This is a genomic window from Spirulina major PCC 6313, from assembly GCF_001890765.1.
GTDB lineage: Bacteria > Cyanobacteriota > Cyanobacteriia > Cyanobacteriales > Spirulinaceae > Spirulina > Spirulina major.
Window position 1 is genome coordinate 3,095,602 of record NZ_KV878783.1, and the last position, 12,742, is coordinate 3,108,343.

The window sequence follows — 12,742 nt, forward strand, 5'->3', positions numbered from 1 at the left end:
GGTGAGGGATTGCCTAACTGGGATGTACCCGACCCCAGCTGAGACCCTGGTGTGCGCTAACGGGGTCGGCGGCGGTGCGATCGCGCTTCGGCTTCTTCTCATTGGGGTCACGGTTGGGTCAAGGGTTGCCAATGGTGGGGGGAAATTTGGAGAGAAAAGGGCGGCGGGGCGGTCTGGAGTTGGTGCCATTGGTCGAGGCTGAGGGTGCTTTGGAGGTGGATGTCCGTGGGCGATCGCGGCGGGTGATGGAGGGTGAGAAAGGCGGTGATTTGGTAGGGGGTGGTGTGGTGATGGGCAATCCAGCAGGGAATGCCGGGGCCAGTAGGTCGGAGGGCAAGACCCAGATGATAGGCCGTAATCCCGATCGCTTGGGGACGGTCAGCGATCGCCCTGGGGAGGGTAATGTTCCAAGCCGGAATCTCCAGGCCATCGGGGACAACCTCCACCGGCGCGATATTTTCACACCCGATCAACCGTGCCACCCGCACCGATTGGGGATGGTGCAAAATCTGCTCCCGTGGCCCAGCGGCGATCATCTGACCGTGATCCAAAATAACCCAGTGGGGACAAAGGCGATAGGCTTCGGTGGGGTTATGGGTGACGAGGAGGGTGATGCCGCCGTAGTGGGCGAGGAGGTCGTGCAGTTCCTGGGCGAGGCGATCGCGCAAATGGGTATCCAACGCCGAAAACGGTTCATCCAACAGCAGCACCTCCGGCTCGCTCGCCAGGGCACGGGCGAGGGCGACCCGCTGCCGTTGTCCCCCCGAAAGCTGATGGGGATAGCGGGACTCAAACCCCTCTAGATGCACTGTGGCGAGCATCTGAGCAATGCGATCCGAACGGTTCGGGGTCGATGGTGCGGCAGGAATCCCAAAGGCAATATTGGCCGCCACCGTGAGATGAGGAAAAAGAGCGTAGTTTTGAAACACCACCCCCACCCGCCGCGCTGCACTGGGCAGATTAATCCGACGTGCCCCATCAAACCACACCTGATCCCCGACGCGAATCTGTCCTGAAACCGGCGTTTCTAACCCCGCCAGACACCGTAACAGCGCACTTTTGCCCGCCCCCGATGCGCCCAAAATACCCACGGGTTTCCCCCGTTGAGCGGCCACGCTGACCTTAAGGCAGAAGCTGCCGTACTGTTGGTGGAGGGTGAGGGTGAGATCGGCGTGGGATGGGGGGGGAAGTAGGGGGGCGATCGGGCTGGGCCTGTTGGGTGGTGGGGCGATCGCGGGGCGTTGGTGGGGTTGGCTCCAGAGGTTGAGGAGGGTAATCACCGAGAGCGCCAGGGAAAGAATCACGCCCGACCAGAGCCAGGCGGTGGCGGTGTCGCCGGTTTCGACGGCGGTGTAGAGGGCGAGGGGGATGGTTTCGGTTTGGCCGGGAATGTTGCCGGCCACCATCAGGGTTGCGCCAAATTCCCCCAGACCACGGGCGAAGGAGAGCAAGGCCCCGGCGAGGATGCCCCGACCGGCAAGGGGAAGCACGATCGCACGAAAAATCCGCCATTCCGATGCGCCCAAAACACGGGCTGAGGCGATCCAATGGGGATCGAGTTGCTCGAAGGCGGCGAGGGCGGTGCGATACATCAGGGGAAAGGTGATGATGATGGCGGCGATCGCGCCCGCCTGCCAGGTAAAAATGAGATCCAACTTCAGCCAATGTAACCCTTGCCCCAGCCAACTGCGCCGCCCCAACAGTTGCAACAGTAAAAACCCCACCACCGTCGGCGGCACGATCAACGGCGCGATTAAAATCCCATCGATCAGCCCTTGATGTTTACCCGGATGCCGATAAAGTCCATAGGCCACCATCACCCCCAAAATCACCGTCAGCACCGTTGCCACCCCCGCGATTTTGAGGGAAATCCACAGGGGGGAGGCCAGGCTCATGATGGGCGATCGCTCCCCGGTAGCGGCATAAACCCATAGCTCTGAAATGTTCGTTGGGTATCGGGTTGGAGCAAAAAATCAAGGTAGGTTTGGGCGGCGGCGCGATCGCGGGTCGTGGTCAAGATGGCAGCGGGGTAGAGAATCTCTGGATAGGTTGCAGGATCAAGGGTAAAGGCAATCTGCACCGCATCGGACGCTTGGACATCGCTGCGATAGACAATCCCCGCATCCACATTTCCCGCCGCCACAAACGCCAACACTTGGCGGGAATTTTGGCCAAACACAAGCTTCTCTTGAATTTTCGGTAATAGTTGCGTTGAGGTGAGCATCGCTTGGGCATATTGACCGGCGGGAACCGTGCGAAAATCTCCCACGGCAATCCGTTGAATCTCCGGTTGGGTGAGGTCTGGTAATTGGGTGAGGATGGGGCGATCGCTCGGCACAATCAACACCAATCGATTTTGGGTAATCGTGCGGCGGCTATCGGAGTGAATCTGATTCGTGCGCTCTAACCGATCCATATATTGGGGGGTGGCTGAGATGAATAGATCCAGCGGTGCGCCCTGTTGAATCTGTTGAGTCAGTTTACCGGAGGCGGCGAAATTATAGTTAACAGCAATGGTGGGATAGGTGGTTTGAAAGGCAGGCGCGATCGCTTCTAACACATCCGTCAAACTCGATGCCGCCCCCACTAGCAGCGTCGTCGTCTCCGGCTGTGGACATCCCTGCAATCCAAAGATCAAAATCCACAGCCCGATCACTCCCATGATCCAGGGTCTCAAGTGCGATCGTGTTCTCAGGTATCCTTGCTTCACGGTGATTTTTAAGACTCTCAATCGTTCAGGGTAACGAGATTTAGACCCGATCGGCAAAGCAACATCCCCCACTCTCAGGCCCCCATCACATCAACCCAAAAAATCACCGCACGATCAATCCTCCTCTGCTCGCTGCATCCCACTATCTTGCTCCCCAGGGTCACAAAATTGGGGGAAGATACAACGGATCTTCCATTCCCCTGATATCCTTGGGTGTGTTTGTTATCTGGGGGATTGTGCATTGGTTCTGGTTAATCTCTCGTTTTTATCGAAGAAACCGACGGGTATTTCCACCTATGCCCGCAACCTATACCCCTACCTCAAAACCCTAGACCCGATTCTCCTCACCCCAGAACCGGAACCGGACTATCGATGTTACCCCGTATCCGGTCGGATGAGTCCGGATCACGGCATGCTCGGCCACGGATTGCGCCTGCTGTGGACTCAGTTTCGTGTCCCCAGCTTATACCGTAAACTGCGTACCCGGCTGCTGTTTTCCCCGATTCCCGAAGCCCCGATCTACAGCCATTGTCGCTATGTGGTGATGGTGCATGACCTGATTCCGCTGCGGTTTCCGAATCCGCGATCGCGCCTCAGCTATTACCACCGTTTCATCCTCCCCCAAGTCATCCGCCAAGCCCGCCACATTATTTGTAATTCCCAATCCACCGCCAACGATGTGGTGGAGTTTTTCCGCGTCCCCGCCCACCGCGTCACCCCGATTCCCCTCGCCTACGATCACAACCATTTCCATCTGTTGGACTTGCCCACCCGCACCGAACGCCCCTATTTCCTCTACCTTGGCCGCCAAGACCCCTACAAAAATGTCCAAAGTTTGATCTATGCGTTTGCGGCCCTGCCCAATCGTGATGAGTATGAACTGTGGCTGGCGGGGCCGACGGATCAACGCTATACCCCCCAATGTGAGCATCTGACGCGGGAATTGGGGATTCGGGATTCGGTGAAGTTTATGGAATATGTGCCCTATGAAAAATTACCGGCCCTGTTGAATCAAGCGATCGCCCTCGTCTTCCCCACCCTCTGGGAAGGGTTCGGCCTGCCCGTGCTTGAAGCGATGGCCTGCGGTACGCCGGTGATCACCTCCAATGTGTCGGCGTTGCCGGAGGTGACGGGGGATGCGGCAATTTTGATTGATCCCTACAATGTGCCGGAGTTGACGGCGGCGATGGGTGCGATCGCCACGGATCTCAACCTCCGCGACAATCTGATCCAACTCGGTCTCCTCCGCGCCAGCGAATTCAGTTGGGCCCGCACCGGCCAACAAACCGCCGAAGTCCTGTTTCCCTTCACGTAACCGCTCTTACCCTCACCCTCAATCCCTCTTCCAGCGCAGGAGAGGGAGGTTAAACAGTGGGCAATCTGTCGCTTGATTTTCGAGCATTGGGATTACATTGAGAGATGAGTCTACCTCCGCAAACCCATGACCCAGACTGTGATTATCCCCGAACATCTGCAAGTCACTCCGGAACAGTTCACCCAGATTGCGATCGCCAATGGAGACCTACGCCTCGAACAAACCGTCACCGAAGAACTAATCATCATGCCCCCCACGGGAGGAAATACCGGCAAACTTGACGTACTCCCCCGCATAAATGACGGGGGATTCTGGGTTCAGACAGCAATTGCAGGCGTAGCCCGTCTTATCTTGCCTCGCCCGATGGACAACGCCCTGCCCATAAGGTGCTCACCCCGGAATTTTACGTCGCGCTAGCGAACGCTTTTACTGTATCACCACCGAATCAATTCGGTTATTCGCTTATATCCCCCGAATAAAATTCAGGGGGCTTTACGCATCACGCTCGTAAGCGTCCGGGCTTCGACTCCGCTCAGCCCTCAAACTACCTTTTTAGCTGCGTCGTGGCAGTAGGGTGCTGAAGCGCGAAGCGTAACGCACCGTCGCGTTGAGCTTCAAACCTTCACGACTAAGCCCTGCGGAAGCGATTAATTGATGGAATGTTGTGGTTTTCAGATGAGAGGCAAACGGTGCATAAAACCAGCAGGCTCCTCTAGATATCTCTATAGAGAAAGCCTTATTCCTCAATATCATGTTTATAAAACGCTCTATCCTACGACTTTCAAGTCAATTGTCGTCTCCAGTCCTTCAATTGACGACATTGCTCGGTTTCCTGTTGATGGGATCATCAGTGCATGCTGGAACGATTCGCCACGATACCAGCGACGCAGCCTATCGCAATCTTGCCCACGGATTTTCCAGTGTGGGATATTTGAGTGCGCGTAACTCAAACGGGGCCTGGGGATGTTCAGGCACATTGATTGACCAACGTTATGTACTCACGGCGGCTCACTGTGTTGAAAATGGGGGCTGGATGAACCAAGGCACATTTTGGTTAGGTGACCAAGCGCACAGTGTCAATTGGATTGGTGCTCATCGTGATTGGTTTAGTACGGGTCGCAGTTTGAGCGCAGGTGTGGATTTAGCCGTTTTAAGTTTGGTGAGTCAGGCCACAAATGCCAGTTCTGCAAAACTGTATTCCAGTCGTGATGAAGATCTCAAAAAGGGAACCTACGTCGGCTATGGAATGACGGGAACGGGGGATACCGGATATTACCTGAACTCTGGTATTAAACGGGCAGGACAAAATACGATGGGTGTGGGATCTCGCCTAAACTATAGCGATCGCCTCCTGGTGTCTGATTTTGACGATCCCCGTACGGCTTGGTCTCACCCTTTAAGTCAATCTCATAGCTTGGAATACCAACTCGCGCCAGGCGATAGTGGTGGCGGTATGTTTATTGATGGTCGTCTAGCGGGTGTCCATTCATTCATTAGCTCCTTTGATGGTCAAACCAATGGGGATTATCAAGACTATTCCGCATCCGTTCGAGTGTCATCCTGGACGAACTGGATACGGGGAGCGAGTTCATACTTGTCTCAACTGCAAGGACGGACTTCGCCTCAGATTTCGGCTAGCCCTGGAGTCACACATGACGGTGAAGGGTGGAACCAGCAAGCTCTCGCCCCCCTAGTTGAACAATACAATTGGTTTGACGACCGTCATCAAGTGACGGGCATTATCACAGATGTTGACTTTGAAGAATACGCAAAGCCGGTTCCTGAGCCGAGTATGATGTTCGGCTTGCTTTCTGTGGGAGTTCTGCTCTGGAAAACTCGTAAACACAATTCCAAAGCGTAGCGATCGCGCTCACCCAATTGCACCGTGCAGCGACCCCATCAGAGAGTGAGCCAGCCGGAGAGGAGGGCTTTTTGGGCGGGGGTGGGGGCTTTGGTTTGGGTGATGCGGTAGGCGGTGGGGAGGGGGTCGCCGAGGGTGATCGGGACGTGACAGAGTTGGTCTTGGTGGAAGACGCTGAGGGTGACGCGATCGCCGGCTTGATAGTCCTGTAAGCGGGTCTCGAATTGGTCGGCGGTGATGCGCCAACCGTCGAGGGCGAGGAGTTCATCGCCCGCATCTAGATTCGTTTCCCCAGCGGGGCCATCGGCGGCGACAAAGGCGATTTGAGTGGTTCCGGCTTCGGTTTTGACCTTGATGCCGAGATTGGGGGTTTTGCCGGGAACGGGTTTGAGGGTCAGGCCGAAGGGGTCGAGGGCGGCGGTGAGGGGGGCGTTGAGGTCATCGAGGCCGTGGAGGTAGCGATCGCAAAATTCACTTAAGTCACAATCCGCCACGGACTCCAACACCGCCAACAGTTGCGCCGGGGTATAGCCCCGCTCCGGCTGCCCGAACTGCTCCCACAATTGCCGCAGCACATCATTGAGCGATCGCTGATTCTCAAACTTGGCCCGAATCTGCAAATCCAGCAGCATCGACACCAATTGCCCTTTGAGGTAATAGGACATTTGCGAATTATCACTATTGGCATCGCGGCGATAGAGCTTAATCCAGGCATCAAAACTCGATGCGCTCAAGGGTTGCACATTGCGGCCTGGGGTGAGGAAGTAGCGGGTCACATCCCGGCTCATGCTTTCGAGGTAGGTATCCATTCCGTAAATGCCCGCCCAGTGGGGAATCAGCAGATCGTAATAGCTGGTGACTCCTTCGCAGAACCAGAGGGATGGGGTGTAGTTTTCTTGGCTGTAGTCGAAGGTTTCGAGGGCGTGGGGACGGATACGTTTGACGTTCCAGAGGTGGAAAAATTCGTGGGCGACGAGTTGGATGAAGCGGTAATATTTTTCGCGATCGCGCAGCCCAAAGCGCGAATAAATCAACGAACAACAGTCCTTATGCTCCAAGCCGCCAAAACTATTCGCCGTCAAATGCAATAGGAACGTGTAGCGATCGTAGGGTAAGCCGCCGAAAATTTTCGCTTCGGTGCGGATGATCGCTTCGGTATCTTTAATCAGAGCGGCGCGATCGTAATTGCCATCCCCCCAGATCACCCATTGATGGGGCTTGCCTTCCGCTTCAAAGGCGTAGATGGTTGCGGGGCCGATCTCAAAGGGACTATCAACAAGGGTGTCAAAATCCGCCGCCTGGAAGGTGTTCTGTCCTGTGCTGGGGAGAGCGGTGATCACTGTCCAATCGGGCGCGGGGGGGTCGATTGTGACGGCGATCGCACAGTCTTCATGGCCAGGAATGTAGCAAAAGATCGCCGCCCCGTTGAAATAGCCGTGGGTTGCGTCGAGATGGTTGGTACGCACGGTGAGTTCATTGGCGTAGACCTGGTAGCGCATCGTGATTTCGGTGCTGTCGCCACAATCAATCTGCCACTGATTTTTGCTGACCTTGCGCCACGGCAGGGCCTGCGATCGCGCATCCGTCACCGTCACCGCTTGCACATGCCGCGCATATTCTCGCACCAAGTATGATCCCGGTGTCCAGACGGGCATCGTCCAAAGTAACGAGGATTCTGCCCACTGGGAAACCGTTAACGTCACCTCAAAAAGATGGGTGGTGGGTTTGGGCATGGCAACTTGATAGTGCAAGTTGATTTCGGTGGTCGTGGCAGAGTGATCAAAAAGAGCAGTGGCGTTGGTCATGAACTTACAACGAAGGGGCTAGGGGGTGTGAATCGAGCAATCCGGCATGATTGAGCAACAGGCAAGGGGCTGAAATCCCCTTGGGGCAAGAACCTGAAATGACCATTCATGGAGGATCGCCCTCGTGGGAATTCTCTACATGATGCACTCCTGACTGTTTTCGCAGTATATCGAGCAATCTCCGCTTCTACAATGATTAGGAATTCAATGTGAGGAGACTTTATGTTTGCCGGTCAACGTCCGAAAAATTTAGGGGTGCGCGATGGGAAATTAACCCCCTGCCCTGGTACGCCCAATTGTGTCTGTAGCCAAAGCGAGAAGCCAGGGGAAACAATCGATCCGTTGCCGTGGGTGGCGATCGCTGATCTCCGCGCCGTCATCGAAGGGATGGAACGCACCACCATCGTGGAAGCCACGGAGGATTATCTCTACGCTGAGTTTCAGAGTAAGTTAATGGGCTTTGTGGATGATGTGGAATTTTTCTGCGATCGCGCCGCCAACGTGATCCAGGTCCGTTCCGCCTCCCGCCTGGGTAAATCTGACCTTGGGGTCAATCGCCAACGGGTCGAAGCGATCCGCGCCCAACTCGCAGGCTAACCCCCTTCACCCCCCCCTAACCCCCCTTTTCAAGGGTGGGAACTCGATCAAAGTCCCCCTTAAAAAAGGGGGATTTAGGGGGATCGATCGCAACTTAGTCCAACATTGGAACGCTATGTATAAGCAGCAGCCCTAGAGAAGATTTTTAACGTTATTCCTTCCCAGGCGGACGCAGAGTCGGTTCCTGTTGTGCATCCATGGGCGATCGCCAAACCCGAAGCCTACAATGGCCCTAATTCCCGCTCATTTGTGATCAACGTCACCATGGCAATGCACCGGCTCTTCACCCATCCCATCACCCCCACCCTTGTGGCCAGCCTCTTCACCGCCGCCACCGGGTCGATGCTGTTCACCCCGCCCCTCTGGGCCCAAGCCGATCCTGCCACCCCCACCAAAGCCCCCAAAGTGGAATCCGACCCCAACGCCGTGGAGATTCCCGTGTTACCCCCGCCCCTCTCTCCCATCGAGTCGGACAATTGGCCCGATATCCTCAACCCCAACCCACAAGATCGGCCCACACCCATCCCCCTCAACGCCCCTGATCCTGTGTTTACTCCCCCTGCTCCGACCGTTAACGACCCCGCTCCAACGTTCCCCACCTCCGATCCTGCTTTTAACGACCCCGATCCAACCATTAACGACCCTGCTCCCCTGCCCGCACCCCTCGCGCCCGCCCCACCCGCCACCTTTGGCCCCGATGCGGACATCCCCCCCACCGGCTACGATCCCCCCCCCTACCGCGATGTGCCCAGCAACGAATTCAACCGCTACCGGATTGGGATCGGGGATGTGTTGGCGGTCACGGTGACCGGGTTTCCCGAATTTAATACCCAGGTGGAGGTGAACCTGGAGGGTCAGGTCTTAATCCCGATTTTGGGGGTGATTTCTCTGCGGGGCTTGACGATTGAAGAAGCCCAAGCCCTCTTGAGTTATGAACTGGGGAATCGCTACCTCCGGCAGTCTCCAGAGGTGATTCTCGCTCTGAATTTCCCTCGCCCGGCCTTGGTGACGGTGACCGGGGAAGTGGTGGAACCGGGGTTTTATGAACTGTCGCCGGGGTCGAATCCGTTTGATGCCCTGTTTCGGGCGGGGGGCAGTACGACCCAGGCGGATTTGCGATCGGTGATTGTTCGCCGGACGCTGATCGACGGCACCGTGATTGAGCAAACTATGGATCTGCTTACGCCACTCCAAGGGGGCCAGCCCTTGCCGAATATGTTTTTGCTCGATGGGGATGCGATCGTGGTTGCACGCTTGGATGTGGGCGCGGAGCAAACCTACGATCGCCGCCTCGCTGCCCGGTCTAACCTCGCCCAAGCCGCGATCACTGTGCGCATCCTCAACTATGCTGGTCAGGGCCTCGGCTCGCTGCAACTGCCTAACGGCAGCACCTTCCTTGATGCCCTGACGCAAATTTCCCCCAATGCCACGGATGCCAATCTAAGCGCGATCGCCCTCGTTCGTTTCGACCCCGAACAGGGGCGGCCCGTGTCCCAAATGCTCAACGGTCGGCAGGCGTTATTAGGGGATCTGTCTCAGGATGTGCCGCTGCAAGATGATGACGTAATCGTGATTGGGCGATCGCTGATCGCCAAAGTCAGCAACGCCCTCAGCGTCTTCACCCGCCCCTTCCGGGATATTTTGGGTTTTCTCCTCTTCTTCCGGGAAATTGGCGACAGTGCCGACTCCATCTTCAGCCCCTAATCAACCCGTCCCATCGCCTTAGCCCGCTAAACCGGGAATTTCCATCCGTTGAGGCGGGGGCAACTCTGCCCCCATGATGCTACTGCTGAATCCATAACCCAAGTTACGAATCTGGGCGGGGGATGAGTGAGCCAGAGGCTCACACTACCCTGCCTGGAATCCTCTGTAGTGCGAGCTTCTAGCTCGCTGCCTTGACTACAGAGGGAGATTAGACACGGGGGCAACCCAATACCTCAAAGAAACGTGGAAGTCAGGCTTTATGCCTTGACTACAGAGGGAAATTAGACACGGGGGCAACTCTGCCCCAATTGTGAGGGGGGTTAACGAAATACGAGTACCGGAATGGGGCTACTGCGCAAAATTTGCGCGGTGGTGCTGCCGATGACTAAATGGCGAATCCGACGATGGCCGTAGGTTCCCATCACCAGTAGGTCGATCGCGGCTTGGTCGATGTATGCAGCGATCGCAGCTTCTGGATGTCCCACTTCCACAACACCGACGGCCTCAACGCCCGCGTTTTCCGCTTGTTGTTGAGCAGTATGGAGGCGAGCTTGGGCGGTGGTGTCCGATCTAGACTTGGCCACGGTGATGATGTGCAGCGGCAAGCCTTGAAAGGCGGGGGAAGTGAGCACAAATTGCAGTGCTTTTTGCCCGATCGCACTGCCATCATAGGCCAAGAGAATCCGGGCAATGGGCTGAAACTGGCGTGATGTGACCAAGCACGGCCGACGACTGGCCCGAATCATGCGATCTAAATTCGCCCCCAAATGCGTTGTGGCGAAATCCTCCGCCGCGCCGCGTCTGCCGAGAATCACCAAGTCCGTCGTTGTTTCGAGTTCAGGGAGGAAATCCACCAAAACTCCCGTTTTATGCATGGTTTGGATCGATGTGACCCCCAATTCCTGGAGGGTGGTGGTGGCCGATCGCAGGATAACCTTGGCCTGTTGATGGCTCAATTTCGCTTTTTGATGTTCGAGATCCACCAAGGCTTGCAAGAGGTGATCCGAGGCATCAATCCCGATGCTGCCGCTCAAGTTTGCCGCCTCAGCGCGGGCTTGTCCCCGCACATCGGTCACATGCAGCACTGCGATTGCCGCACCGAGGCGTTGGGCAAACCAAGCACCATACTGATACACACCAGAGGCAAACCCAGAACCGTCCGTACAGAGTAGAATTCGTTTCATGTCACCCCAGTCTCCTTAATGGTTATTCAGATGTAGCCTGTTGTACCGCTTGGCGTTGAGAGGGCAACCCGATTTTGGCCACGAGGGTTTCACTGGCCGCATTCAGTCCGACTAGCTCCACCTCTGCCCCCAGACGGCGAAACTTGGTCATGACGCGATCGACCATTTCCACCGCGCCTTGATCCCACAGATGGGCTTGGCTGAGATCCAAAGTGACGCGATCGACAAAAACCGTAAAGTCAAAGGCATGAAAAAATTCCTCTTTGGACAGGAAAAAGAGTTGTCCCGATACCCGGTAAATCTGATGGCTGCCCTGATCCTCGACCTGACAATGTACCGTGACCAATTGCGCGATCTTGCTCGTAAAAAAGACCGTGCTTAAGACAATGCCCGTCGCCACCCCCAGCGCAAAGTTACGGGTGAACACCGTCACTAGCATCGTGGCAACCATGACAATTGTTTCGCTGACGGGAACCCGCCGGATTTGCCAAAAAGACGACCAACGGAATGTCCCGATCGCCACCATAAACATGATCGCCACCAGGGCCGCCATCGGCATTTGGCGCACCCAATCCTGCAAGCCCAAAATCGCAAACAGCAGCAAAACGCCCGCCGCTAAGGTCGAAAGCCTCGTGCGGCCGCCGGACTGCACATTAATAACGGATTGGCCGATCATGCCACAGCCCGCCATGCCCCCGAAAAATGCCGTGACAATGTTGGCAAGGCCTTGACCTTTGGCTTCTTGATTTTTGTCGCTGGGTGTATCGGTCAATTCATCGACGAGGGCCGCCGTGAGGAAGGAGGCCAGTAAACCGACTAGGGCCAAGGTTAAGGCATAGGGCAAAATGATGGTTAATGTTGTCCAGGTCAAGGGAACTTGAGGCAGGGCAAAGGTCGGCAATGTGGTGGGTAATGCTCCCATGTCGCCTACGGTGGGCACGTCGATTTTGAGGGCGATCGTGCCGATCGTCATGACGGCCAAGGTGACCAAGGGCGAAGGGATGACCTGTGTAAAGCGGGGCAGAATGTAGATGATGCCGAGGGACAGGGCGGTTAAAAGATAGACAATGGGATCTTTGCCGATTAATTGGGGTAACTGGGCGAGAAAAATGAGGACGGCCAAGGCATTGATGTAGCCAATCATCACGGCCCTGGGCACATACCGCATCTGACGGCCGAGCTTCAACACCCCAAACAGCACTTGAATCATGCCCGTTAGGAGGGTGGTTGCGAATAGATATTGCAGCCCGTGCAGCTTGACTAAGTCAATCATCAATAGGGCCATGGCCCCAGTTGCGGCGGAGATGGAGCCGGGACGACCGCCAAAAATCGCAGTCATCACCGCGATGATAAATGAAGCATATAGCCCCACTTTGGGATCAACACCGGCAATGATTGAAAATGCGATCGCCTCCGGAATCAATGCCAGTCCGACCACTGCTCCAGCTAGGAGGTCAGCCCGAACGTTCGAGAACCAGTCTCGCTTCAGAGTTTTAAGATTCAAGGTCTTTTTCGTTGTGCAGTACAGAGATTTTGAATCCGATCTGTTGAGATCGTGCCGTCATG

The 12,742-nt window shown here is 56.0% G+C and carries 10 protein-coding genes; 5 read left to right on the forward strand and 5 right to left on the reverse strand.

Annotated features, from left to right (window positions below):
• Positions 1 to 107: 107 nt before the first annotated feature.
• Complete coding sequence (gene modB / locus SPI6313_RS24795; RefSeq protein WP_072621490.1) at positions 108 to 1,895, reverse strand: molybdate ABC transporter permease subunit; 1,788 nt, start codon at positions 1,893 to 1,895, stop codon at positions 108 to 110.
• Complete coding sequence (gene modA, locus SPI6313_RS13610) at positions 1,892 to 2,662, reverse strand: molybdate ABC transporter substrate-binding protein (protein WP_084669023.1); 771 nt, start codon at positions 2,660 to 2,662, stop codon at positions 1,892 to 1,894. The genes modB and modA overlap by 4 nt, the downstream gene beginning before the upstream one ends.
• Positions 2,663 to 2,951: 289 nt before the next feature.
• On the opposite strand from modA, the gene SPI6313_RS13615 reads away from it, so the two are divergent.
• The 3 genes from SPI6313_RS13615 (at position 2,952) to SPI6313_RS13625 (ending at position 5,886) form a co-directional block, all read left to right on the forward strand.
• Positions 2,952 to 4,025, forward strand: a complete 1,074-nt coding sequence (locus tag SPI6313_RS13615) for a glycosyltransferase family 4 protein (protein WP_245788784.1) — start codon at positions 2,952 to 2,954, stop codon at positions 4,023 to 4,025.
• 126 nt (positions 4,026 to 4,151) lie between these two features.
• A complete protein-coding gene (locus tag SPI6313_RS23580) occupies positions 4,152 to 4,442 on the forward strand; it encodes a Uma2 family endonuclease (protein ID WP_072621492.1) in 291 nt (96 codons plus the stop codon).
• A gap of 334 nt (positions 4,443 to 4,776) precedes the next feature.
• Positions 4,777 to 5,886 carry a trypsin-like serine protease gene (locus SPI6313_RS13625; RefSeq protein ID WP_084669024.1) on the forward strand — a complete coding sequence of 370 codons (1,110 nt, stop codon included), beginning with the start codon at positions 4,777 to 4,779 and terminating at the stop codon, positions 5,884 to 5,886.
• Between the two features lie 38 nt (positions 5,887 to 5,924).
• Here SPI6313_RS13625 and SPI6313_RS13630 read toward each other — a convergent pair whose 3' ends face one another.
• The gene (locus SPI6313_RS13630; protein ID WP_072621494.1) at positions 5,925 to 7,691 is read right to left on the reverse strand and encodes a M61 family metallopeptidase; all 1,767 of its coding nucleotides are present in this window, start codon (positions 7,689 to 7,691) and stop codon (positions 5,925 to 5,927) included.
• Between the two features lie 222 nt (positions 7,692 to 7,913).
• Here SPI6313_RS13630 and SPI6313_RS13635 point away from each other — a divergent pair, with 222 nt between their 5' ends.
• Positions 7,914 to 8,288: a DUF1499 domain-containing protein gene (locus SPI6313_RS13635; protein WP_072621495.1), complete on the forward strand. Its 375-nt coding sequence runs from the start codon at positions 7,914 to 7,916 to the stop codon at positions 8,286 to 8,288.
• Between the two features lie 264 nt (positions 8,289 to 8,552).
• Positions 8,553 to 9,992 (forward strand): polysaccharide biosynthesis/export family protein, encoded by a 1,440-nt coding sequence (locus tag SPI6313_RS13640; RefSeq protein ID WP_175551140.1) that lies wholly within the window; start codon positions 8,553 to 8,555, stop codon positions 9,990 to 9,992.
• Positions 9,993 to 10,312: 320 nt separating this feature from the next.
• Here SPI6313_RS13640 and SPI6313_RS13645 read toward each other — a convergent pair whose 3' ends face one another.
• Positions 10,313 to 11,176: a universal stress protein gene (locus SPI6313_RS13645; RefSeq protein ID WP_072621496.1), complete on the reverse strand. Its 864-nt coding sequence runs from the start codon at positions 11,174 to 11,176 to the stop codon at positions 10,313 to 10,315.
• 22 nt (positions 11,177 to 11,198) lie between these two features.
• Positions 11,199 to 12,680: a SulP family inorganic anion transporter gene (locus tag SPI6313_RS13650; RefSeq protein WP_072621497.1), complete on the reverse strand. Its 1,482-nt coding sequence runs from the start codon at positions 12,678 to 12,680 to the stop codon at positions 11,199 to 11,201.
• Positions 12,681 to 12,742 lie beyond the last annotated feature (62 nt).